We start from the raw sequence: 23,332 nt of genomic DNA, 5'->3' as shown, positions 1-23,332 counted from the left end.
GTGACCTGTCCACATCGTTGTAACCCAGCTCACAGGCAAGGATACAGCCGCTGTCGACGGGTGCGACCGGGGCCGGTCCCGTCGACGACGACCGGCTACTTCTTCTTGACGGCGGAGGTGATGATGTCGTTGCTGGTGTCTCCACTCGACTTCGCTCGCTTGTCGGCGCGCTTGTCCTTGAGTGATTTGCCGGATTTCTTGGTCATCGTGTTGCGGGGCGATTTGTCCGACATGGCAGAAACCCATCTGTTGGGGAACCTGAACGGTCCCCAGACCACGAACGCTACGCCTTACGCGCCGCGATCGTGCCGATCGATCAGCGCCGCGGCCCGCTCGGCGAACATGACGGCCGTTGCGTGGGGCCCTCTGCTGGGCACTACCGGGAACGCCGAGGTGTCGATGACGTACACGCCGTCGACCCCACGCACCCGACAATGGTCGTCCAGAACCGACCCCGGATCCGATTCTGGCCCCATTCGAGCGCTTCCGGACAGGTGCAGCGACGTACCGAGTGGCGCGAGCGGATCGGCGATGGTGGGAACTCCCACGACCGACGCCATGGCCGGGGATCGGAGCAGGTCGACGGCGAGTTCGACCCCGTCTCGCATCGCCCGACGGTCCCGTTCCGATTCGAGGTAGTGGTAGTTCACCGTGGGAGGAGTGAATGCGTCCGCCGTGCGCAACGCGATGCGTCCTCGCGCGGTCGACCGCATCAGACCCACGCCGAACGAGTGCGGCCCCACGTCCAGACCGGGTATCAATTCGTCGAACCGCCTCGTGTACGGCCGGATTTCCACGTCGCCCGCGTGCAGCACCGCCTCGAGCGGAGACGACAACCGATCGTCCGGGGAATGTTCGGCGGAATGTTTCGGAACGAGGGGAACGGCGACCTCGGGGTGGTCGGAGAATCCGCGACCCACGCCCGGACTGTCGACCACCATCGAGATACCCAGCGGGACAAGATTTTCGGGATCACCGATGCCCGATCGCATCAGCAGCGCGGGCGTGTGCACGGACCCCGCCGACACGATCACGGTATCGGCTCGGACGATTCTGCGCACTCCGCCGACGGTGATCTCCACTCCGATCACTTTGCTGCCGTTGAACTTCAACGACACCACTGTCGTATCACCCTGGATACGAAGGTTGGTCCGGCCGGCATTCGGCAGGAGGTATGCCTTGGCCGCGCTCACCCGTGTCCCGCCCAGAACGTTCGAGGGAACAGCACCGACACCGCCCGCCCCCGCATCGGGAGCATTCAGGTCCTCGCGGTAAACGATCCCGGCGCTCGTCGCCGAGTCCACGAACGCGGCGGTCAGCCGATGCCAGGCCCGCGCGGGCGGTCGGGTGATCGGCATCGGCCCGTCCGTTCCGTGCCAGCGACGCGCGATGCTAGGTCCGCCGGCGGCATCGAGGTCGTGATCGCTCTCGGAACGGCGAAAGAACGGCAGCACCTGATCGAACGACCAGTTCGATTGTGGCCACGCATCGAAGTCGGCGGGGATCGCCCGGACGAAGTAGCCACCGTTGACGGCACCCGATCCGCCGAGCACTCGGCCCCGGGTCACCGTGCGCGTGACGTCGCGGGTGAGTTCGGCGGTGTAGCGGCTCGCCCACCGGCTGTCCGGACCGATGGGGAGCGTCGTCGAGTCGCCCAGGCTGCGCGGAATGTCGTCGACCCCCGCAGATGCCGGCCCGGCTTCGAGCAGCAAAACTGAGCGGTCGGGATTCTCGCTCAGTCGCGCGGCGACGACACAGCCGCACGACCCGCCTCCGACGACGACGACGTCGGCGTCGAGTGGACTTCCCTCGTCGTCGGCCCGGCCTTCCAGGGGCACGGGTCAGCCGTCCAGGCGGGGCTTCAACGCCTCGATGGAACGAGCCGACAGCGCGCCGCTCCACAGCCCGGTTCCGTACGCGATGTCGTCGGCGCGTTTGAAGAAGATGTATCGAACCGGATCGAGCCCGCCCAGTTCACGATGCTTGTACCAATCCGAACACGCTTCTGCCACAGCCATACCGAGCGCGATCTTCCGGATACGGCTCGACAACAACACCGCGAGCAACGTGATCGGCCAATAATGTCGACACAGCGCCGAGGCAAGTTGCCACAACCCGGCCACGAAGCCCTCGGCAGCGAGAACGGCCGCGATGCGGGTGGGCTGATCGAGACCGACGAACATCTTGCGCAGCCGAACGACCGTGACCCCGAAACTGGCCAGAGCGCCGAGCAATCCGATACGCGTCAGGCTGGCGGCGAGCAGACACGTCACCAACGTCCACGGCGACATCGCGATCGGCGGCACCATGCCCGGATGACGCGCGGACAACGGTGTGGCACCGGTGCCGTAGAACAGTTTGCGGGCGAACCATTCGACGAAAGCGACGCGGTGCTCGTGCGCCACGTGGGCCACGGGCTCGTAGCGCAGTCGCCAGCCCGCCTCCTGCAGACGCCAGCACAGATCGACGTCCTCGGCCACGTGCATCGACTCGTCGAACCCGTGGCATTCCACCGCAGCAGACCGGCGAAGCAACATGGCGGCACTGGGTACGTACGACACCGCGCTCCCTGCGCGCACCGCCGCTTCCTTGCGTCCGAGGTCGAGCGAGGAGCGGGCGTGCTCGTAGCGGGCCAGTGCGCTGCCCTCGGGCTCCAGCGCGACGATTCGGGGTGCCACCAGGCCCACCGCCGGATCCGAGAAGTGCCCGAGCATCACCTCGAGCCAGCCCTTGCGCGGCACCACGTCCGAGTCCAGAAAAGCAACGAAATCCGTTGTAGCGCAACGTAGTCCAGTATTACGTGCGGCCGCAGGCCCGCGTGAGGTCTCGTGCCGCAGCACCGTCACGCTACCCACGCTCCACGAGACGGCAGGAACCGCCACCGGGACGTCGGATCCGTCGTCGACGATGATCACGTGCATGCCGTGCATCGCCGTGATCAGCCGCGCGAGCCCGGCCTCGTTGTTCTTGAGCGGCACCACGACGGTGACATCACTGGGCGACGGGATGGACATGGGCCGCGGGTTGCCCACCCCCGAGTCGAGCAGTTTGCGCGCCACGAGGGCGGACTGCGAGTCGGTCACCTCGATGAAACCGTCACCGATCATTGCCGCGGCCGTCGGTGCCAACGTGAGCATCCGCATCGGTGAACCACCGATCAGAACGCGTCCCTCGGAGAATGTGCGTACGCGTGGATCCACTCGCACCCCGAAGCCGTCAGGCAACCGACCTTCACCCATCAGGGCATCGTAAGCGGACAAACGGTCGGTGTGTCGGCCACCCGGTAAATCGGTCGGAACATACCTGCTCCCCGTTTCTGTTCGAGGCCTCGAACAGGCTTTCCGCCGGTTCTGCACCGCGATCGCTCACACGATGACGCCGTGCGGGGACGGACTCCATCTCTGCACCGCACCCAGCACGCGGTCCCGCAGTTGCTCGAAAATGAGCCGTCCCTCCTCGGCGGTGGCCCCGAGGGGATCGCCGAGCACACCGTTGGCCGTGACGGGGGCCAGGCCACCGGCGCGCAGCTCGGGCAGTAGAGCCGCGATCTCGGTGGTGTTTCCCGGCGCCGCTTTCGTCATGTCGACCACATCGGCCGAAAGGTGCAGCAGCAGCGATGTTTCGGTGCGTCCGGCATGCGCATCCGCTCCCGGCACCGAGCACGGGAACCATACGACGTCGCGCCCCTCGTAACGCAACAGCGTCACCGCCGAGCGCAGGGTGGGACCGTTGCCGCCGTGGCCGTTGACGAAGACGACCCTCTCTGCCCACCGACACGCGGAGCGCCCGTACTCCACCAACAGCGCCTCGAGCGCGGCGGACCCGATGGACACGGTGCCGCCGAAACCCTCGTGCTCGCCGCTCGAGCCGTACGCCACCGCGGGTGCCACGAGAGCGTTCGGAACCGTTCGCGCGACGGCGTCGGCGATGCGGGTATCGGTATCGAGAGGCAGGTGCGGCCCGTGTTGCTCGAGCGAGCCGACCGGAACCACGAGGAGCTTCGGTCCGACGATGTCCGGCCAGTACTGGGTACCGAGCGTGTCAGTGGCCATGGGTGCAGATGCTATCGGACGGAACCGAGCCGTCACGCGGACGAAACACACGGCCGATAATCTTCGATTCGTGCCACCCCGCCGTCGGTCGATATTGCTCTCGCAATTGTCCATATCGGCACCGGGTGGCCCGCAGCCGACAATTCTGGACGAGCTCCGACGCGTCATCCTTGCCGGTGACGCTCCCTCGAATACACCCATTCCGATAGACGAGGTCGCGGAATTGTTCGGTGTGAGCCGCATTCCGGTACGCGAATCTCTGAAGACTCTGATCGGCGAGGGACTGGTCGACCATCGACCCAATCTCGGCTACCGAGTGGCGCAGCTGACAGCGGCTGAACTGCGCGAAATGTACATCGTGCGTGAGGTTCTCGAAACTGCTGCACTCCCGATCGCGGTAGAACAGGCCACCGATGCCGATCGCGCGCACCTGATCGAGATCAACCGGCAGCTCGAGGCCTCGTTGACCGAGGACGACTCGCGCGAGTACCACCGCCTCTCTCGCGAATTCCACCTGTCGCTGACCCGGCCGTCGCGGATGCACCGACTCCTGCACATGCTCGAATCCGCCTGGAACATCACCGAACCCGTGCAACCGATGGTGCATGTCGCCGGATCCGATCGGGCGTCACTGCACGACGACCACGCCGACATGATCGCCGCCTTCCTCGATCGCGACTCCGACGCACTGTTGCGCGCTGCCCAGCACCATCACACGCGTCTCAATTCGGTCATTTCGACATTGTCGAACGATCACGGATTGTTTGCCGATCCACCCGCGGAAACGCCGGGCTGAAGATATATCGCTCACGTCACGAGGGCGCAATACTTCGCCGCTAGCTTTTCCCCATTCACTCGTTCCATTCATTGCCCGGCCGTCAGGAGCATCGATGACAGATACAGCGCACGGTCCCGCCCAAACGGGAGATCTCGTGGAAGCCGCGGGCCACCCCGTCGGTGGAGGCCTGATCAAGGACAGCTACGACCCACGGCTGACCAACGAAGACCTCGCTCCGCTGAAGAAGCAGACCTGGACGTCCTACAACCTGTTCGCTTTCTGGATGTCCGACGTGCACTCGGTGGGTGGCTATGTCACGGCCGGCAGCCTCTTCGCACTCGGGTTGGCGAGCTGGCAGGTGCTGATCGCGCTGCTCGTCGGCATCACCATCGTGTACTTCTTCTGCAACCTCGTCGCCAAGCCGAGCCAGGTCTCCGGGGTGCCCTACCCGGTCATCTGTCGCAGCGTGTTCGGCGTCCTCGGTGCCAACGTCCCCGCCATCATCCGCGGACTGATCGCCGTGGCCTGGTACGGCATCCAGACGTTCCTGGTATCGGCAGCCCTCGACATCGTGTTGATCAAGCTGTTCCCGTCACTGGCCCCGTACGCCGTCACCGCCGACTACGGCTTCGCCGGTCTGTCCCTGCTCGGTTGGGCCAGCTTCCTGTTCCTCTGGGTCGTTCAGGCAGCGGTCTTCTGGCGCGGCATGGAATCGATCCGCAAGTTCATCGACTTCTGCGGGCCCGCCGTCTACGTCGTGATGTTCATGCTGTGTGGCTACCTGATCTGGAAAGCAGGCTGGGGCGCAATCGATCTCAACCTCGGCGAGGTCGAGCACACGGGCCTGAGCTCGATTCCGGTGATGCTCGGAGCCATCGCCCTCGTGGTCTCGTACTTCTCCGGCCCCATGCTCAACTTCGGCGACTTCTCCCGCTACGGCAAGTCCTACTCCGCGGTGAAGAAGGGCAACTTCCTCGGCCTCCCGGTCAACTTCCTGGTCTTCTCCATCCTGGTGGTCGTCACGGCGTCGTTGACGCTTCCGGTGTTCGGTGAGCTGATCACCGACCCGGTCGAGACCGTCGCTCGAATCGACAGCACGTTCGCCATCGTTCTCGGTGCACTGACGTTCACGATCGCCACCATCGGTATCAACATCGTCGCGAATTTCATCTCCCCCGCGTTCGACTTCTCCAACGTCAGCCCGCAGCGCATCAGCTGGCGCGCAGGCGGAATGATCGCCGCCATCGGCTCGGTGCTGATCACCCCGTGGAACCTGTACAACAACCCCGACGTCATCCACCTGACCCTCGAAACTCTGGGCGCATTCATCGGACCACTGTTCGGCATTCTGATCGCCGACTACTACCTCGTCCGCAAGCAGAAGGTCGTCGTCGACGAGCTGTTCTCGATGTCGACGACGGGTCTGTACTGGTACTCCAAGGGATACAACCCGGCTGCGGTGTACTCCACCATCGTCGGCGCGCTGGTGGCCATGTTCACCGTGCTGTTCAACGGAGCGATCGACGGCATGCAGATCGCCGGAATGTCGACGGCGTCCAAGTACAGCTGGTTCATCGGGTGCGGCATCGGATTCGCGATGTACTTCTACCTCGCAACGCGAACCAAGCTGGCCGTCACCAACTTCGACACTCCAGTGAAAGCATAGGATCTCGCACGTGCTCATCAAGGTCATCAATCCGAACACCACGAGTTCGATGACCGCAACGATCGGTGACTGTGCCCGGGCCGTAGTCGGCCCGGGCACAGTCGTCGATGCGGTCAGCCCATCCATGGGACCGGTGTCGATCGAAAGCCACGTCGACGAAGCCCTTAGCGTCCCAGGCATTCTCGCCGAGATCGCCCGCGGCGAGGCCGCCGGGGTCGACGGTTACGTCATCGCCTGTTTCGGCGACCCCGGCATCGACGCCGCCCGCGAACTCGCATCGGGGCCCGTCATCGGGATCGCGGAAGCGGCCATGCATGCCGCGAGTTTTCTCGGCCGCGGTTTCAGCGTCGTCACCACGCTCGCGCGCACGATCGGACGGGCACAGGATTTGGCCGACCATTACGGCTTCGGACGGCAGTGCCTCGGCATCCATGCGTGCGACCTGCCCGTCCTCGATCTCGAAACCGACCCCGACGCCCGCAAGATCGTCACCGAGGCCTGCCGCATCGCGGTAGAGACGGACGGTAGTGATGCCGTGGTCCTCGGCTGCGCGGGTATGGCCGATCTCTGCCGACACATCTCGTCCGAAATCGGAGTGCCCGTCGTCGACGGGGTCGCAGCGGGAACGTTGTTCGTTCAATCCCTCGTCACCCTGGGACTCGGGACCGGCAAGCGTGGAGAGTTCGCACCTCCGCCGCCCAAGCTCTACACCGGCATGCTCGAGGGATTCAGCAGGGTCTGAGCGTCAGCTGCACTGGGTTGTCGATCGAATCAGCTCCTCGGTTCCGTATCCCGGACTCCGATCGGCGTCGGATATTCCAAACCGGGGAGCTGATTCGCTCGGGTGAAGTCATGCGGTGCAACGACGTCGGTCGGTTCGAGGGTGTGCGCCGACGAGTGTCCAAGACCGAGGACCGCCGAATCCAAGCCACCGCGCAGGATGTCGAGCACGTTCTCCACACCGGCCTGACCGTTCGCCGCCAGACCCCACAGATACGCCCGCCCGATCAGCACCGCCCGCGCGCCGAGGGCGAGTGCTTTCGCCACGTCACTGCCCCGCCGGATCCCGCCGTCGAGGGTGACCTCGACCTGATCGCCCACCGCGTCGGCAATCGCCGGCAGAATCCGGATCGACGCCGGAGCCCCGTCGAGATTGTTGCCCCCGTGATTGGACACCGACATCGCCGTGACACCGGCATCGACGGCCCGACGCGCGTCATCGACCCGACCGATGCCCTTGAGCATGAACGGCCCGTCCCACTGCTGACGTAGCCACGCGATGTCCTCCCACGACGGCAGCGGGGTGGACATCCACTCCCGATACGCGGCGAAGAACGTCGGCGCCGATTTTCCGGGCCCGGCGAGATTCGGGGCAGTCAAATCCGGGAACGTCCCCGACCGCGCCCACCGGGCGAGCCACCGTGGACGGGCCAACACCTCGGGTGCCAGCCGGAGCATCGCCCGCGCGTCGAGGCGTTCCGGTATCACCGGACTCCCCCAATCGCGGCCCTCCGAGAACGACCAATCCATCGTCAGAATCAGCCCGACCGCACCCGCAGCACGCGCACGATCGAGCATGTGCCCCAACAACTCCCGCGAACCCACCCAATGCACCTGAAAGAACGTCTGCGGATTCGCCGCCACGACCTCCTCGATCGGCTTGCTCGCGAACAACGACAACCCCATCGCAATCCCCCGCGCCGCGGCAGCCCTCGCCACCGCGACCTCACCATCGGGGTGCACGGCCTGCACACCCGTCGGGGAGATCATCACCGGGAATGCCAGCGGTTGCCCCATCAGCGTCGTCGACAACTCCCGCGAATCCGACAGGTCGGCCACGTGTGGGGCGAACCCGAGCTCGGTGAAGGCAGCGGTGTTGTCGCCCGCCGTCAGACCACGTTCGGACCCCGCCATCAGTGCCGAATACACCGATGCCGGAAGTCGCTTACGCGCTCTCCGTTGCGCTTCGGCGACAGTCTCGAACCAGTCGGTCACACACCCAGCTTCCGGTCGAATCCGGCGGGCATCACCACATCCGACGGTGACAGATCGTGCACCGAGGTGTGCCCGAGCCCCAACACCGCGGAATCGACTCCCCCACGCAGGATGTCGAGCACGTTCTCCACCCCGGCCTGACCGCCGGCCGACAGGCCCCACAGGTACGCCCGACCGATCAACACCGCCCGAGCACCCAATGCCAACGCCTTGACCACATCACTACCCCGGCGGATACCGCCGTCGAGGGTGATCTCGACCTGATCGCCGACGGCCTCGGCGATCGCCGGCAACGCCCGGATCGGTGCCGGGGTGCCGTCGAGGTTGTTACCACCGTGATTGGACACCGAAATCGCCGTACACCCGGCATCGACAGCCCGCTTCGCATCATCGACCCGCATCACACCCTTGAGCATGAACGGCCCACCCCACTGCTCCCGCAACCACGCCACGTCCTCCCACGTCGGGAGCGGTGTCCCCATCCACTCCCCATACGCACCGAAGAACGTCGGAGCCGGACCACCGGTCGGTGGCGTCAGGTTCGGGGTCGTCAGATCCGGGATCTTCCCGGTCTTCGCGAACTCCCACAACCACTTCGGACGCATAATGCCCTCGGGAGCGAACTGAACCATCGCCTTGAGGTCCATCTTCTCCGGAATCGACGGGCTACCCCAGTCGCGGCCGTTGGAGAACGACCAATCCAACGTCATGATCAACCCGACCGCACCGGCTGCGCGGGCCCGCTCCATCCGCTGCAACAGGATCTCGCGTGAGCCCACCCAGTACATCTGGAAGAACGTCTGCGGATTCGCCGCCGCGACCTCCTCGACGGACTTGCTCGCGAACGAGGACAAGCCGATCGGAATACCCCGCGCCGCAGCAGCTCTCGCCACCGCAACCTCACCGTCGGGATGCACCGCCTGCACACCCGTCGGGGAAATCATCACCGGAAACGACAGCGGCTGCCCCATCACCGTCGTCGACAAGTCCCGCTTGTCCGACAACCCCGCCACATGCGGAGCGAAACCGAGCTCCCCGAACGCCGCCATGTTGTCATCGACCGTCAACCCACACTCCGAGCCGGCCACCAACGCGGCATACACCGACTTCGGTAGACGCTTCTTCGCCCGCCGCTGCGCCTCGGCAACGGTCTCGAACCACGCACTCTTCGCCATAGCTTTGTGTTCCTATTCCATTCCTGCGAGCGGATTTTCGTCGCAGATCTTCGTCGGTGGACGCATCATCAACGTCAACGGCACCGACTTACGGGGAGTCTTTCTCTGGCCGGTGCGCGAATGATCGACACTCGACTTCGGGATCTCCCCCGCAGCCGCCAACGCCATCTCACCGTTACCGATCACGCATTCTGGATCCGGGCCATCCATCGGCAGACCCGTGAAGAACTTCGCCGCCATGCACCCACCCCGGCACGCATCGAAATGCGCACACTTGGTGCACGCACCCGAGGTCTGCGGTGAGCGCAACTCCTGGAACAACTCCGAGGTCTGCCAGACCGATTGGAAACCGCCCATACCGTCCTTGGCGTCTCGGACGATATTGCCGGCGAGGAAGTTCTCGTGAATGGCGAACGGGCACGCATACACATCACCGATCGGATCGATCAAACACACCACCCGCCCCGCACCACACAGGTTCAGCCCCGGCAGGGCGTCACCGAACGCCGAGAGGTGGAAGAACGAATCCCCCGTCAACACACCCTCACCGTTCGCGACGAGCCAGTTGTACAACTCGCGCTGCTGACCGGCCGTCGGATGCAGATCGTCCCAGACATCCGCGCCGCGACCCGAGGGCCGCAACCGTGTGATCCGCAGTGTCGCAGCATATTTATCGGCCAGAGCCTTGAAGTCGTCGAGCTGGCTCACGTTGTGACGGGTGACGACGACGGAGATCTTCGCATCCCGGAACCCGGCCTCCTTCAGATTCTCCAACGCCCGGCACGCCATGTCGAACGACCCCGGACCACGCACCGCGTCGTTGACCTCCGCCGTCGCCCCGTCGATGGAGATCTGCACATCGACGTAATCCGACGCCGCCAGGCGCGCCGCGACCTTCTTGTCGATCTTGACCCCGTTGGTGGAGAACTTCACCCCCACCTGATGCGCCGTCGCATAGTCGACCAGCTCCCAGAAATCCGACCGGACCGTCGGCTCACCGCCACCGATGTTGACGTAGAACACCTGCATCTTCTGCAACTCGTCGATGATCGACTTGCACTGCTCGGTACTGAGCTCACGCGGATCACGACGACCCGACGACGACAGACAATGCACACACGACAGATTGCAGGCGTAGGTCAACTCCCACGTCAAACAAATCGGAGCATCGAGACCGAGCTCGAACTGATCGACCAATTTCCCTACCGGAGCTGGTCTTTCGAGGGTGGAAGTCATAGGGGCCGTCCTCTTCTACGAATGGGTCAGGTTCTACGGGCGAGTGATCATGTTCGAGTCCGCCAACGTCTCGAGCGCTCTCACATAGGGAGCCGATGTCGAATCGCTGATCCCTGCGGCCGCAATCGCGGTGCGCATATCGGGATGATCGGGAAGGGACTCGATGATCGCCACGATCGTGCGGTTCTTCAGAAACGACAGCTTGCGGGTCCCGAAGTGGTAGAGCAGCGCCCCGAACGACTCGGGACGCAACGCCACCTGCGGATGCAACACCCACCGCACGTCCAGATCGAGCGCGTCCTGCACAGCAGTAGTCATGATCAGTACACGCCGCACATACCGTCGATCGACACTTCCTCCACCAACGACTCCTCCACCAGATCGGACTCGACGACCGACGTACCGACCACAGCGTTCTCACTCTTCTTCGACATCTGATTCCTCCTACGAAATCTGTTCGGCCACAATCCGATCGACTGTGTTCAGGATCACCACGCTAACGGCCGTCGAGGTTTCCGACGGGTCATGGCGCAGGAACTGGTCGGCCGTCGCGATCAACCGTCCAGATGGGTAGGTACCGGCCCGTCCGGCCTGCGGGGTGAGCGGCGTCCGAGCGGACCGACCAGCGGTCGATCCGAGTTCTGCCGCGGTTCGCTGTGGAAAGCTCACCTGAACAGAGGGTCACAGCAGAAACGACAGAAGAAGACTTACATGACCGAGATCGATGCATTGGCACCCGGACCCGACGGGGTTTGGGCTCATGAGAACGTCGTCGTCCGGCACACTCCCGGGCTTCGATTCGACGCCGTGCGTGCAGGATCGACGGTCCAGGTGAACCACTGCCTCGCTGCGCGCGAGATCGGCGAATGCCTCGTTCCGCTCATCACCGAACAGGCGCGCCACATCGGGCTGTCCCAGAGCGAGTTCGAGCACGTACTGGTCGGCATCGTGCGCACCACTATCGCCGATCCGGTCGAGGCATGGACGACGTACTACCGAAACTCGTTGGATGACCTCCTCTCCGGTCGAGCAGAGTTCGCTCCTGTGCACGAGCGTGCCGCCGCGTCGGTCCGCGGTTCGGTACTCGATCTGGGTTCGTGCTTCGGCTTCTTCCCGTTGCGGCTGGCAATGCAGGGTTGTTCGGTCACCGCGACCGACCAGTCAGCGGGAACCATGAATTTGCTCGCAACTATCGCTCCGCACCTCGGCGCGAGACTCGACACAGCAGTGTTCGATGCAGCCCGAATCCCGTTCGACGACAACAGTGTCGATACCGTGACAGCCCTGCACCTGCTAGAACATGTCGATGCCGAGACGGGCTCTGCCATCGTCGCGGAGGCACTCCGTGTGGCGCGCTGCCGCGTCGTCATCGCGGTACCGTTCGAGACCGAGACCACCGTCTGCCACGGACACATCCGCACGTTCGACGAGACGGCGCTGGCCGAGCTGGGACTATCGACGGGGCAGCCCTTCGAGACCTCGACCTACCACGGCGGTTGGCTCGTGATCGACAAGACGACGGCACCACAACTCGTTTGAACAGTCTCGATACTCCAGGCATGGGATCCGCGGGAGTACTAGAACGGTGGTGCTGTGTCGGCTTCCTCGTCGCTCGGTTCGGGTGTCGGGTTGTCGGGTGGTTCGGCGTAGGCGATGATGCCGGATCGTCTGGGTTGGGTGGGGATGTGTAGCCGGCGGTTTTGACGCTGTGGTGGTATTCGCAGAGGCATTGGAAGTTGTTGACGGTGGTCCAGCCGCCGAGTGGATTGGCGTGGTCGAACGGGATCACGTGGTCGATTTGGCAGCGTGCCGCGGGTCGGTGGCAGCCGGGGAAGCGGCAGTGGCGGTCATACGTACCGGCCCGGTCTCGATGCCGTCCGTGAATCGAAGGTCCACGCGGGATATTGCCCTGTTGCCTGTGGGAGTGAGTCGCATGGGGGAACGACGACCATTCCGTTCGCGGCTGCCAATGCTCTCATCGAATGTGACTGCGTGACCTCGGCATCCGCGCCGTCGATGAATCCCAACAGAACCCGAGGTGTGCTCGACGCCGAGGTCACGTCGCCGCGGACCCGCACAGTTCTCACCGTTCGCTCCGCCGCCGGATCCTGCAGAGCGGATGCCACGACCGGCCGGACGAACAGTTCGTACGAGATCAGCGCACTCACCGGATTTCCGGGCAGGCAGATGATCGGTATTTCATCGAATCGTCCGCAGCCCTGCGGTTTTCCCGGCCTGACCGCAACCGAGGCGAAGGTGACGTCGTGATCCGCCAGCGCAAGCCGGACGACTTCCTCGGTTCCTCCGCTGATTCCGCCGGTCGTGACGATGACGTCGGCTACCGCAGCGCAGCGGGCAAGGGCCGCTCTGCACGCCTCCACATCGTCGGATACCGCCGATTCGAGGTGCACATCGACACCACACCGCAGCAGATCGGCTGCGATCATCGGAGAGTTGGCGTCGAAACACTCGCCGAGCGTCGGAGTTTCTTCAGCACAGCGGATTTCGGATCCGGTGGACAACACAGCCACGGTCAATGTCGAACCGGTCCTGACATGCGTTCGTCCGAGTGCCGCAAGCAGTCCGACCTGAGCGGGAGTCAGCACCGCACCGGCCCTGATGGCCACGTCACCGGCATCGAAATCCGAAGCACGACGGCGGATGTTGCTCTTGGAACCACTCGAACAGATGGTCACCGTATCGAAACCGAACGACGTGACGAATCCGCTGGTCTGTTCGACCGGCACCACCAGATCGGCCCCTCGCGGAAGTATTGCACCGGTCATGATCTGTACACATTCACCCGGTGCCACGCTCAGCTCGGTACTCGACCGTCCGGCGACGCTCCGCGCCGAGACGGTCAGTGTGGCCGGCAGTCGTCGGAAACCGATCACATCGGTACGGCGCACAGCGAACCCGTCGACTGCAGAATTGTCGAACGCCGGCAGAACGCGCTCGGCAAAGACATCCTCGGCGAGAACTGCGCCGACCGCAGATCCGATGGGTACCGCCCGCACTCGGGCTGCCAAGCCGAGATCTGCTATGGCACAACTGTGTTCGTCGACCGAACGGGTAGTCGAGTTTACGGTCCGCATCATCCGCCGATGTAGGACATCTCGATCCGCTCGCCGGCCGGGGTGTCCCCCGATCCCGCTCGCAGTTCGGAGTATTGATCGTCACGGCTGTTCCAGAGCGCCGACAACCGCGCCACGAGAGCATCCTGCGATGCCCCCGAACGCAGCAGCGCGCGCAGATCGGTTCCCGCTGAAGCGAACAGGCACGTGTACACCTGCCCGTCCGCCGACAGCCTGGCCCGAGTACAGCTGCCGCAGAACGGTTTCGACACCGAACCGATCACCCCGATTTCTCCGCTCCCGTCGCGATACCGATAGCGCGTCGCGACCTCGCCTTCGTACATCGACTCGATCCGCTCGAGCGGATGGGCTGCCCCGATGATGTCGACAATCGAGTCGACGTCCGTCACCTGCGCCATTTCCCACCGCTTCGTCGCCCCGACATCCATGTACTCGATGAACCGCACGACAATGTCTGTCCCTCGGAACCGTTCGGCCAGGTCGAGAATCGAATCACCGTTCACGCCCCGTCGCACCACCACATTCACCTTGACGGGTGACATCCCGGCGCACACTGCCGCGTCGATACCGTCGAGCACGGTCCGGACGGGTACGCGCGTGTCGCTCATCCGCGCGAACGTCGTCGGGTCGATCGAATCCAGGCTGACGGTAACGCGTTTCAGACCGGCCGCGTACAACGATGCGGCCTGGGCTGCGAGCAACGACCCGTTCGTGGTCATCGCGAGATCGACGCCGTCGATGGCGCTCAATCGTTCGATCAGCGTGGCGATTCCGGCCCGCAGCAACGGTTCACCGCCCGTCAGACGGATCTTTCGGATGCCGATCGTCGCGGCGGCCTGCGCCACTCTGACGATCTCGTCGAAGGACAGCAGCCTGCCGGTGTCGAGGAATCGGTGATCGGGACCGAACTCGGCTCGAGGCATGCAGTAGACACAGCGGAAGTTGCATCGGTCGGTGACCGAGATACGGAGATCTCGAAGTGCCCGCCCCCGAGCGTCCACCGTCCCCGAACCGAGGTCGGTCGGATGGTTGCGCACTGCTCGAACGGGATCACCCACGGAGTAGTCCTTTCACTCTGTCGAACACCAGAATCGCGGACGGCAGTGCCTCACACTTGACCGCGCGCGCCCGGTAGTTGACGTGCAGCGACCAGCGCACGACCCTGCCTCACGACTTTCCGGCAAAGTTACGAACAGTGAATCAACCGGAAACATTGCGGGTTAATCTCGAAGAAAGCTCCTGCATCGCCGTGAGCGTCTACGACAAGGGGTCCCCATGCTGTCTCGATCCGGATTCTCCATTCCGACTCGAACGACCAGCCGCGGCGACTGGTCCGACATGTTGAACGAACACTTCGTCGCCCTGGACGTGGCCGACGTGGCGGACAGTCGATTCACGGGAGCCGTCCGATCGATGTCTCTCGCGCACCTGCAGGTGTCGACTGTCAGATCGACGACTCAACGCATCGCGCGAACCGACTCGCTCATCGAGAAGGACCGAATCGAATACGTTCAGATCGGGATGATCCGTCGAGGCCGCGCGATCGTGGTGCAGGACGGACGCGAATGCGTGCTCTCCCGCGGCGACTTCGCCATCTACGACACGTCTCGTCCCTTCGACTGGATCATCGACGGTCACCCCGACGACGATCAATGGGAGCTCGAAGTCTTCACCTGGCCACGTCACATGCTTCGACTCGACGAGCGTGAATCCAGCGACCTGACGGCCATGGCGTTCGACGGCTCGGCCGGTTTCAGCGGCCTCCTCAGCCGATTTCTGCACGACCTGGGGTCGACCCGGTCGACGCTGGGTACCGCGGGCGCGCAGGCCATCGCAGACGAGGTCGGAGATCTGGTCAGCGTCATCGCGAGGAACACCACCACCAGCCCGGCGCTGGACTCCCCCGGCACCGCCCTGGTTCGGACGGCGCAGCGCTACATCGAGGAGCACCTCGCAGACTCGGATCTATCGCCGAGCACGGTCGCGTCGGCCGTGCTAGTCTCCACTCGCCAACTGCACCGTCTGTTCGCGGCCAGTGGCACCACGGTGGCGCGCAGCATTCGGGTCAAACGGCTCGAGCGCTGCCGACGCGAGATCATCGCCAGCGTCGCGGTGGACCGCTCGCTGGGGCAGATAAGCCGACGGTGGGGTTTCGCGGACTCCGCGGTGTTCAGCCGCGCCTTTCGCGAGCAGTACGGGATGAGCCCTCGTCAGTACCGCGCGGCCGCGTGCGCGCAGTCCGACGACCCGCGAGCGGTCACTCGCCCGATGTGGCCGAGCGACCGTGAGCAGCCCGAGGTCGGCACTGCTCACGGTCCTCGTCGGTCGAACTGAGCTCCTACGGGTCCCTCGTCAGTGAAACGAGTCGCTCGAGTGGCCGGGCACGATCGCTGCCGAACCGTCGACCAGCGGGGCGATGTGGTTGACCGCTGTCGCGGCCTCGGCGAAACCGACTGCGATCAACTTGACCTTGTCTTCGTGTCCGGCGACGTCGCCCGCCGCGAAGACTCGCCTTCGGCTGGTGCGCATCGTCCGTCCGACGGCGATATCGCGCTGGTACGTGTCCAGTCCCCACGTGGCGATGGGGCCGAGTGCGGCCTTGAACCCCAGTGCGGCAACAACACTCGACACTTCGAGCTGTCGACGGTCGACTCCGGTGCCGTCGACGATCGTCACCGATTCGACGGAGTCCACGCCCAGGATTTCCTCCACCTCGAACGGCGTGAGGACATCGACACCGGACCGCTCCAGCAAACCGAGGCTGTGAGCGTGGGCCCGAAAGTCGTTGCGCCGGTGCACCAGTACCACCGATTTCGCGATCGGCTCCAGGCTCAACGCCCAGTCGACTGCCGAGTCTCCGCCGCCGACGATCATCACCCGTTCGCCGGCGAGATCATCGAGTTTGGGCACGAAATACCGTAGGCCTCGGTCGTGGAACTCGGCTCCGGCCGGCAATGGCCTCGGCGTGAACTTGCCGATACCTGCGGCCACGAGAACGGCTTTGCCGACGACGGTCTCGCCTTTGTCCGTCGTGACCCGCACGAAGTTCTCGGATTCTTCGAGTTCGGTCGCCACGTGTCCCATCAGATACGTCGGCTTCGCCTGATCCGCCTGTTCGACCAATGCGTCGACCAGATGTTGCGCCTTGATCGCCGGAAAACCGGCGACATCGAATATCTTCTTCTCGGGGTACAGGGCCGCCAATTGCCCGCCCGGATGGGGCAGAGCGTCGATCACGGTGACCGTCATGCCCCTGAAACCCGCGTAGTACGCACCGTACAGCCCGGCCGGTCCGGCACCGACGATGATCAGATCACTCTCGGAAACCGTTGCGGCACTCACTTCTTCGCCACTTCGTCGATCGAGGGATGGTCGTGCCCAACCGGGCCGAGATCTTCCGCGCCACCGGAAGCATCTGCGTCCTCACAGAATTCGACGGCGATATCGACGAATTGCTTCTGTTCCTCCGGAATCTTGTGCTCCCAGAAGATGGCGTCGTTGGGACAGGCGGGCATGCACTTGCCGCAGTCGACGCACTCGTCGGGATTGATGTACATCATCCGAGCGCCCTCGTAGATGCAGTCGACGGGGCACTCCTCCGTGCATGCCTTGTCGAGTAGGTCGATGCACGCTTCGGTCACGACGTAGGCCATATCGAAATCCTCTTGTTCGTAGTAGGAGAAAGAGTTGTCAGGCGTCGAGCGCTGCGACCTCGACGAGGGTGTCGGAGAACGTCGGAGCGTTCCCGAGGTCGGCGAACACCGTCGGATTGAGTGAGGCCGGGGTCGACAGAGACAGCATGTTCTTGCGCCACGCCCCCATCGCACAGACGGTGACACCCTGCATGACCGACTTGTCGAGTTTGGCAACGACGGTGAATTCGCCGCGATCGTTGAAGACTCGCACCACGTCACCCGAAGCAATTCCCCGCTGTTCGCCGTCCACAGGGTTGATCAGCAGCGTCGGTTCCTTCTGCACTTTGCGGTGCATGTCGAGATTGCCGAAGCTCGAATTCAGGTACGCATGCGATTTGGGCGTGAGCAGATTGAGTGGATACTTCTCTGCCAGTTCGGGATTGGTCCTCGACGACTCGCGCGGCGGGATGTAGTGCGGGAGCGGATCCACCGGTTGTCCCGGCTGGTGATCGTTCGATCCCTGCCGGAACAGCGGCAGCACGAAGTTGCCACCCGCCGCCGCCGAGGACAGAAACTCCGTCTTGCCGGACGGCGTCCGGAAATTGCCCTCTGCGTGCGGTGCGTACTCGTCGGGGCCGGGAAGGTTGAGTCGCTGCCACCCGAGCTTCTTGAGCGAGTCGATCGTGATGCCCTCCATTGCCGGGGCATTCCAGTCGTAGGAGAGGGCGAGGAGTTCTTCATCGGTTCGGGAGAACACCGGTTCGGTGAAGCCCATCGCTGCGGCCAGTCGGCGAAACAGCTCGGTATTGGGGACGGCCTCCCCGAGGGGCTCGATCGACCGGTTGTTGTACGTGACGAACAGGTGTCCCCAGGAAAAGTTGATGTCGTCCTGTTCGAGCTGTGTCGTGGCGGGCAAGATGATATCGGCGTAATCCGCTGTGTCGGTGATGAAGTGGTCGCTGACGACGGTGAACAGATCCTCCCGGCTGAGCCCGTCGATCATGCGCTTCTGATCGGGACACACCACCACCGGATTCGAGTTGTACACCATCAGTCCTTTGAGGGGCGTGTCCAGATTCAACCCGCCGGTCAGCGCCTCACCCAGCTGATACAGATTGATCACGCGTGTACCCGGAGTCTGCAGATCCGTCTGCAGAAACTCGGGCCAGTTCACCGGAAACGCCCACAGCGGCAGCTGCAGGATGCCGCCGCCGGGCTTACGCCAGGCCCCCACCAACGACGGTAGACAGGAGATGGCTCGGACGCTCTGCCCGCCACCGGCACTGCGCTCGATGGCGACGCCGATCCGAATGACGGAGGGCTGACTCTGTGCGTATTCCCTTGCCAGCGTGAAGATGTCCTCGACTGGAATGCCCGTCTCCTCGGACGCCCATTGCGGGGTGTACTGCTGCACCCGCTCGGCCAATTCGTCGAAACCGATGGTGAAGCGTTCGATGTAGTCCGCGTCGGTCAATCCCTCGTCGATGATCACGTGCATCATCGCCAGGGCGAGAGCGCCGTCGGTGCCCGGACGAATGGGGATGTACCAGCTCGCGGCCTTGGCGGTTCTGGTCTTGATCGGATCGATCACCACCACCTTGGCCCCGCGTTTCTTCGCCTCGGCTATGTACGGCCACAGGTGCAGGTTGGTGCTCATGGTGTTCGCCGCCCAGATCAGAATGAACTTGGAGTGGACGAAACTCTCGGGGTCGACGCCTGCCGTGTCGCCCACCGTCATCGCGTAGGCCGTGCACGATCCGGCATCGCAGTAGGTGCGCTCGGCAACCGTCGCCCCGAGTCGGTTGAAGAATGCATCCCCGACGTTGAGACCCTGCGTGATTCCCTGGGTGCCGAGGTAATTGCACGGCATGATCGCCTCGGGGCCGAATTCCTCGGCGATGGAGGTGAATTTCTCTGCGATGGTGGCCACGGCCTCGTCCCACGAGATCCGCTCGAACTCTCCCGAGCCCTTGGGCCCGGACCGCTTGAGCGGGTACAGCACTCGGTCCGGGCTGTAGACCTTGTCGAGATAGTTGTCCACCTTCACGCAGAGGCCGCCGTTGGTGTACGGGTTGGTCTTGCTCCCGCTGACGCTCGTCGCCACCCCGTCCTCGACGGTCACCACCATCGAGCACGAATCCGGACAATCCTGCGCACACGCTCCGAGAACGGTGAGTTCCGTCGGGCGGTCGGCCAGGGCGTCGTGTGAGCGCGTATCTTCCTGAACAGTCGTCATGGGTGCTCCTCGGCGTGGATATCACTGGTATGTGTTATCCGTAGCCTGCACCGCGAGGACGCTCCCGACAGGACGCCGAGCGCCGTCTACTTTGCACTCTGTGCCCGAAGGCTCATCGCTCAGATCAATCCCTGTTTACTCGCGGCATAGACGGCCTCGGCACGGCGGGACACCGCGAGTTTGCGCATGATGTTGCTGACGTGAAACTTCACCGTCGTCGCCGAGATGAACAACCGCGTTCCGATCATGTTGTTGGACAGACCCGTTGCCAGTAGCCGGAGCACTTCGAGCTCACGCTCGGTCAGCCGCTCGATGCTGCTCGGTGTGCCGTTGAGTGAACGAACGACGGCCGAGGCGCTCCGGGAATCGAACGCACTCTCACCGCGCGACACCGCGCGGATCGCGCGAACCAACTCGGTGGTGTCGACGTCCTTGACCACATATCCCCGGGCACCGGCATGCACGGCCTCCACCACCAGACGATCGTCGAGGAACGTCGTCAAGACGAGTAGACCGATTCCGTTGTGCGCCTTGGACAACTGCGCACACAGGGCGAGACCCTCGTAATCGGAGCTGGCAGAGAGCTTGAGGTCCATCAGCACGATGTCGGGTGTGACCCGAGCGACGACGGCCAAGCCCTCCTCCCGCGTCGACGCCTCCCCCACGATCGTCAGGTCGGACTCACGTTCGAGCACCGACCGTAACCCGTCGCGCAGAATCGCATGATCGTCGACCAGGACGATCCGAACCCTGGGCGGCGCCGCCGGAGGCGAACCGTCTCGTACCACTGTGACGCTCATGCTGTGCCCTTCGTGGAATTCGGGTCGAGCGGTATACGCACTGCCACTCGCACGCCCCCGGTGCGGGCACGGCGGATCTCGAAGACCCCGCCGTGTTCGCGGGCGCGCGCCGCCATGTTCGCCAACCCGCGGTGGCGGCCGTCGACGTCGGTGGATTCGGCCATGTGCAGCATCATGCGCAAGTGCGCCGGATCGCCGTCACCGTCATCGGCAATCGACAGCTGTACCTGATCGAGCGAATAGCTCAAGCGAAGAATGGCCCGGGATGCATGTCCGTGCACTGCAGTGTTGAACAACGCCTCTCCGGCGATGCGGAGCAAAGCATGCTCGCATTCGCTGCTCAACTCGACGGGAGTTCCCTCCACCCGCAGCGAGACCTGTAACTCGTCGGGCATGTGGACCACCGAAAGCTGTTCGAGCATTTCGGGAAGCGACGTTCGGTCGGCGTCCTGAGGGTGATTGAGCGCGTAGATCGCCGACCGCAGCTGATCCACTGCCCGACGCGTCAGATCCTTGGCCAGATCCAGCCTGTCACTGCGCTCTTCCGCCGAGATGTCACTGCGACAGACCTCGATCTGCATACCGGCCGACAACACGGCCTGGGTCACGCTGTCGTGCAGTTCGCGTGCGATGCGATGCCGTTCGTCGTCGAGCACCTGATGCCGATGCGCGGCACCCAGTTGTCTTTGCGTCAGCAGGAGTTCGGCATTGCGGGCGGCGAGGTCGGCCGCCGTTCGATTCGCCTCGGCGTAGGCATTCTCGGTGCGCTCGAGGAGTTGTCTTCGGCTCTGGAACAGAGCCGAATTCTGCAGGGCCACCGCAGTTTGGCTGGCCAGGATGCTGAGCACCGCGGCGTCGGTGGCGTCCAGCACACGTTGCTCACCGGTCCACGCTGCAAAAGCGCCCACGACACCCCCGTCGTACGCGATCGGCACGAAGGCGTGATGGGCGGAGATCACCGGGGTCAGCCCGTCGCCGCACGTCGACTGTCGGATCGACTCGAGGCAGTCGACGACGTCGTCCGGCAACGGTGGCCCTTCGACGTTGTCGACCAGAAACGGTGTGGCGTCGGGTCCGAGTACCAATCTGCGAGGACCGGCGTCGGGGAACGCCCCGTCGGCGAGAGCGAACACGACCCAGCGCGCACTCAGATGGGCTCGTGCGGCCTCGGCCACAGCGCACACCAGCGTTTCCGGACCGTCGACCGTGCGCACCAGTGCTCGCGAAATCAGTTCCAGCGCATAGACAACGCGTTCCAAACGTTCTGCCGCGCCGCGATACTGGGGGTAGAACGTGTTCTTGCCCGAACGCAGTCCCGTCAGCAACGAGAGGTCGGGTCCGGTTGTCACAGTGCGGTCCTGAACAGATCGACCATCTCGCGGTGCGTGGCCGAGCGCGGGTTGGTGGACATGCACGCATCGCGTAATGCGTTGGTGGCCAACACATCGAGATCGGACTCGCTGACGCCGATCTCGGCCAGGCCGGCGGGAACACCGACCTGACGAGCGAGGCGGTCCACTCGATCGGCCACGGCCATGGCGGCCTCCTCCGGCCTGGCCCTGCCCTCGGGTAGCCCGAGACTCGTCGCGATGGCCACGTACGGCAACGGATCCTCGGCAGCGTTGAAACGAATGACGTGTGGCAGCAGCACACCGTTGATCACCCCGTGCGGGAGATCGAGCAGCCCGCCCACCTGGTGGCTCATCGCGTGCGTTGCACCGAGGATCGCGTTCGTGAATGCCAGGCCGGCTTCCAGACTCGCCTGCGCCATCGACCCTCGTGCAACCATGTCGGTCGGCTCGTCGATGGTGCGAGCCAACTGTGACATCACCATGGTGATGGCTCGGAGCGCATGATGGTCGGTGAGCTGGTTGTGGCCCAACGACACGAACGCCTCTATCCCGTGCGTCAGAGCATCCAAACCGGTTGCGGCGTTCAGCCATTCGGGCATCGTGGTGAGCAACATCGGGTCGATCACCGTGATGTCCGGTACCAGGGCTCGGCCGAGAATGGTGATCTTGGTCGAGCGCGCGGTATCGGTGACGATGCAGAACTGCGAGACGTCGGCTCCGGTGCCGGATGTCGTGGGCACCATCACCAGAGGCGGGATCGGCCGGGTGGCCCGATCCACCCCCTCGTAGTCGAGGATTCGACCGCCGTTGCCGGCGAGGACGGCAATCCCTTTCGCCGCATCCATCACCGACCCTCCCCCGATCGCCACCAACACGTCGCAGCCGAAGTCCGCGTAGTAACCGTGGCCTGCCTCGATTTCGACGTCCTTCGGATTGGGCGTCAGCGCGCTCCAGACCTGGGGCTCCAGCCCCTGCGCAAGAAGGAGGTCGACGAGCTGGCCGGCCCAGCCACTCTCGATCAAGCCGGCGTCCGTGACGAGCATCGGCCGTACCCCACCGAGACGACGCGTCGCATGCGCGACCTCTCCGAGCGAATCCGGACCGAACACGATCTCGGGCGCATGGAACTTGAGGACACGTGGCGTCTCGGCTCGGCTGCGCCGAGTATCGAGATCGTGCAGCGCCTTGCCGACGTTCGCAGTAGCTGCCTGGTCCACCGTTCACACCCTCGCTGTCCTTCGATCCGAACACGATCCGGACCTGTGATTCAGGTTACAACCTTACGAGCACAGTCGGTCCGTTCCCACCAGCA

22 protein-coding genes and 1 pseudogene are annotated in these 23,332 nt (G+C 64.1%); 5 read left to right on the top strand and 18 right to left on the bottom strand.

Going from position 1 to position 23,332, the window contains the following annotated elements; translation table 11 throughout:
- Positions 1-95: 95 nt before the first annotated feature.
- The 4 genes from K414_RS29390 to mftE all read right to left on the bottom strand — a co-directional run bounded on the left by K414_RS29390 (position 96) and on the right by mftE (position 4,052).
- A complete protein-coding gene (locus K414_RS29390) occupies positions 96-233 on the bottom strand; it encodes a hypothetical protein (protein WP_167326762.1) in 138 nt (45 codons plus the stop codon).
- Positions 234-290: 57 nt separating this feature from the next.
- A complete protein-coding gene (gene mftG / locus K414_RS0112760; protein WP_237606177.1) occupies positions 291-1,838 on the bottom strand; it encodes a mycofactocin system GMC family oxidoreductase MftG in 1,548 nt (515 codons plus the stop codon).
- Between the two features lie 3 nt (positions 1,839-1,841).
- Positions 1,842-3,239: a mycofactocin biosynthesis glycosyltransferase MftF gene (gene mftF, locus K414_RS0112755; RefSeq protein ID WP_027496281.1), complete on the bottom strand. Its 1,398-nt coding sequence runs from the start codon at positions 3,237-3,239 to the stop codon at positions 1,842-1,844.
- 126 nt (positions 3,240-3,365) lie between these two features.
- Positions 3,366-4,052 (bottom strand): mycofactocin biosynthesis peptidyl-dipeptidase MftE, encoded by a 687-nt coding sequence (gene mftE / locus K414_RS0112750; protein ID WP_027496280.1) that lies wholly within the window; start codon positions 4,050-4,052, stop codon positions 3,366-3,368.
- Between the two features lie 70 nt (positions 4,053-4,122).
- Between mftE and K414_RS0112745 the strand changes: the two genes are divergently transcribed.
- From K414_RS0112745 to K414_RS0112735, 3 genes are all read left to right on the top strand, one after another.
- Positions 4,123-4,848: a GntR family transcriptional regulator gene (locus K414_RS0112745; protein ID WP_027496279.1), complete on the top strand. Its 726-nt coding sequence runs from the start codon at positions 4,123-4,125 to the stop codon at positions 4,846-4,848.
- A gap of 94 nt (positions 4,849-4,942) precedes the next feature.
- Entirely contained in the window at positions 4,943-6,496 is a 1,554-nt protein-coding gene (locus tag K414_RS0112740) for an NCS1 family nucleobase:cation symporter-1 (RefSeq protein ID WP_027496278.1), read from the top strand.
- Between the two features lie 10 nt (positions 6,497-6,506).
- Entirely contained in the window at positions 6,507-7,238 is a 732-nt protein-coding gene (locus K414_RS0112735; protein WP_027496277.1) for an aspartate/glutamate racemase family protein, read from the top strand.
- Positions 7,239-7,267: 29 nt separating this feature from the next.
- Here the strand turns inward: K414_RS0112735 and mftD (K414_RS0112730) are convergent, their stop codons facing one another.
- The 5 genes from mftD (K414_RS0112730) to mftA are packed head-to-tail and all read right to left on the bottom strand — an operon-like array spanning position 7,268 to position 11,336.
- Positions 7,268-8,491 (bottom strand): pre-mycofactocin synthase MftD, encoded by a 1,224-nt coding sequence (gene mftD / locus K414_RS0112730; RefSeq protein WP_027496276.1) that lies wholly within the window; start codon positions 8,489-8,491, stop codon positions 7,268-7,270.
- Positions 8,488-9,666: a pre-mycofactocin synthase MftD gene (gene mftD / locus K414_RS0112725; RefSeq protein WP_027496275.1), complete on the bottom strand. Its 1,179-nt coding sequence runs from the start codon at positions 9,664-9,666 to the stop codon at positions 8,488-8,490. Before mftD (K414_RS0112725) ends, mftD (K414_RS0112730) begins: the two co-directional genes overlap by 4 nt.
- 12 nt (positions 9,667-9,678) lie before the next feature.
- Positions 9,679-10,902, bottom strand: coding sequence for a mycofactocin radical SAM maturase (gene mftC, locus K414_RS0112720; RefSeq protein WP_027496274.1), 1,224 nt, complete (start codon positions 10,900-10,902; stop codon positions 9,679-9,681).
- A 33-nt stretch (positions 10,903-10,935) separates the two neighbouring features.
- The gene (gene mftB / locus K414_RS0112715; RefSeq protein WP_027496273.1) at positions 10,936-11,220 is read right to left on the bottom strand and encodes a mycofactocin biosynthesis chaperone MftB; all 285 of its coding nucleotides are present in this window, start codon (positions 11,218-11,220) and stop codon (positions 10,936-10,938) included.
- Between the two features lie 2 nt (positions 11,221-11,222).
- Positions 11,223-11,336 carry a mycofactocin precursor MftA gene (mftA, locus tag K414_RS28560; RefSeq protein ID WP_069973092.1) on the bottom strand — a complete coding sequence of 38 codons (114 nt, stop codon included), beginning with the start codon at positions 11,334-11,336 and terminating at the stop codon, positions 11,223-11,225.
- Positions 11,337-11,613: 277 nt separating this feature from the next.
- Here mftA and mftM point away from each other — a divergent pair, with 277 nt between their 5' ends.
- On the top strand, positions 11,614-12,441 hold the full coding sequence (gene mftM / locus K414_RS0112700; RefSeq protein WP_027496271.1) for a mycofactocin oligosaccharide methyltransferase MftM: 828 nt from the start codon (positions 11,614-11,616) through the stop codon (positions 12,439-12,441).
- Positions 12,442-12,598: 157 nt separating this feature from the next.
- Here mftM and K414_RS29605 read toward each other — a convergent pair.
- The 3 genes and pseudogenes from K414_RS29605 to moaA all read right to left on the bottom strand — a co-directional run.
- Positions 12,599-12,742 (bottom strand): annotated as a pseudogene (locus K414_RS29605) (HNH endonuclease signature motif containing protein); the annotation flags it as partial.
- Positions 12,743-12,749: 7 nt separating this feature from the next.
- The gene (glp, locus tag K414_RS26905; protein WP_051365093.1) at positions 12,750-14,000 is read right to left on the bottom strand and encodes a gephyrin-like molybdotransferase Glp; all 1,251 of its coding nucleotides are present in this window, start codon (positions 13,998-14,000) and stop codon (positions 12,750-12,752) included.
- Positions 13,997-15,055, bottom strand: coding sequence for a GTP 3',8-cyclase MoaA (gene moaA / locus K414_RS0112690; protein ID WP_237606176.1), 1,059 nt, complete (start codon positions 15,053-15,055; stop codon positions 13,997-13,999). The genes glp and moaA overlap by 4 nt, the downstream gene beginning before the upstream one ends.
- Positions 15,056-15,272: 217 nt before the next feature.
- Here moaA and K414_RS26900 point away from each other — a divergent pair, with 217 nt between their 5' ends.
- A complete protein-coding gene (locus K414_RS26900) occupies positions 15,273-16,331 on the top strand; it encodes a helix-turn-helix domain-containing protein (protein WP_081701592.1) in 1,059 nt (352 codons plus the stop codon).
- Positions 16,332-16,349: 18 nt separating this feature from the next.
- Here K414_RS26900 and K414_RS0112675 read toward each other — a convergent pair whose 3' ends face one another.
- The 6 genes from K414_RS0112675 to K414_RS0112650 form a co-directional block, all read right to left on the bottom strand.
- Entirely contained in the window at positions 16,350-17,339 is a 990-nt protein-coding gene (locus K414_RS0112675; protein WP_152530415.1) for an NAD(P)/FAD-dependent oxidoreductase, read from the bottom strand.
- Entirely contained in the window at positions 17,336-17,650 is a 315-nt protein-coding gene (gene fdxA, locus K414_RS0112670) for a ferredoxin (protein WP_027496268.1), read from the bottom strand. The genes K414_RS0112675 and fdxA overlap by 4 nt, the downstream gene beginning before the upstream one ends.
- A gap of 37 nt (positions 17,651-17,687) precedes the next feature.
- Complete coding sequence (locus K414_RS0112665; protein ID WP_081701591.1) at positions 17,688-19,868, bottom strand: molybdopterin-dependent oxidoreductase; 2,181 nt, start codon at positions 19,866-19,868, stop codon at positions 17,688-17,690.
- Positions 19,869-19,987: 119 nt separating this feature from the next.
- Complete coding sequence (locus K414_RS0112660; protein WP_027496266.1) at positions 19,988-20,668, bottom strand: response regulator transcription factor; 681 nt, start codon at positions 20,666-20,668, stop codon at positions 19,988-19,990.
- Entirely contained in the window at positions 20,665-22,017 is a 1,353-nt protein-coding gene (locus K414_RS0112655; protein WP_027496265.1) for a histidine kinase, read from the bottom strand. Before K414_RS0112655 ends, K414_RS0112660 begins: the two co-directional genes overlap by 4 nt.
- Positions 22,014-23,201: an iron-containing alcohol dehydrogenase gene (locus tag K414_RS0112650; protein ID WP_027496264.1), complete on the bottom strand. Its 1,188-nt coding sequence runs from the start codon at positions 23,199-23,201 to the stop codon at positions 22,014-22,016. Before K414_RS0112650 ends, K414_RS0112655 begins: the two co-directional genes overlap by 4 nt.
- Positions 23,202-23,332: the final 131 nt, after the last annotated feature.

Origin of the sequence: Rhodococcus sp. JG-3 (assembly GCF_000482405.1) — a bacterium.
Classification (GTDB): Bacteria; Actinomycetota; Actinomycetes; order Mycobacteriales; family Mycobacteriaceae; genus Rhodococcoides; species Rhodococcoides fascians.
The sequence above is the reverse complement of the archived record's forward strand: the minus strand, read 5'-3'. Positions and strand labels throughout refer to the sequence as shown.

Coding starts and splice junctions, on each gene's coding strand:
- K414_RS29390 (WP_167326762.1), bottom strand. CDS start 233: ATGTCGGACAAATCGCCCCGCAACACGATGACCAAGAAATCCGGCAAA.
- mftF (WP_027496281.1), bottom strand. CDS start 3,239: ATGGGTGAAGGTCGGTTGCCTGACGGCTTCGGGGTGCGAGTGGATCCA.
- mftE (WP_027496280.1), bottom strand. CDS start 4,052: ATGGCCACTGACACGCTCGGTACCCAGTACTGGCCGGACATCGTCGGA.
- K414_RS0112740 (WP_027496278.1), top strand. CDS start 4,943: ATGACAGATACAGCGCACGGTCCCGCCCAAACGGGAGATCTCGTGGAA.
- mftD (WP_027496275.1), bottom strand. CDS start 9,666: ATGGCGAAGAGTGCGTGGTTCGAGACCGTTGCCGAGGCGCAGCGGCGG.
- mftC (WP_027496274.1), bottom strand. CDS start 10,902: ATGACTTCCACCCTCGAAAGACCAGCTCCGGTAGGGAAATTGGTCGAT.
- mftB (WP_027496273.1), bottom strand. CDS start 11,220: ATGACTACTGCTGTGCAGGACGCGCTCGATCTGGACGTGCGGTGGGTG.
- mftA (WP_069973092.1), bottom strand. CDS start 11,336: ATGTCGAAGAAGAGTGAGAACGCTGTGGTCGGTACGTCGGTCGTCGAG.
- mftM (WP_027496271.1), top strand. CDS start 11,614: ATGACCGAGATCGATGCATTGGCACCCGGACCCGACGGGGTTTGGGCT.
- glp (WP_051365093.1), bottom strand. CDS start 14,000: ATGATGCGGACCGTAAACTCGACTACCCGTTCGGTCGACGAACACAGT.
- K414_RS26900 (WP_081701592.1), top strand. CDS start 15,273: ATGCTGTCTCGATCCGGATTCTCCATTCCGACTCGAACGACCAGCCGC.
- fdxA (WP_027496268.1), bottom strand. CDS start 17,650: ATGGCCTACGTCGTGACCGAAGCGTGCATCGACCTACTCGACAAGGCA.
- K414_RS0112665 (WP_081701591.1), bottom strand. CDS start 19,868: ATGACGACTGTTCAGGAAGATACGCGCTCACACGACGCCCTGGCCGAC.
- K414_RS0112660 (WP_027496266.1), bottom strand. CDS start 20,668: ATGAGCGTCACAGTGGTACGAGACGGTTCGCCTCCGGCGGCGCCGCCC.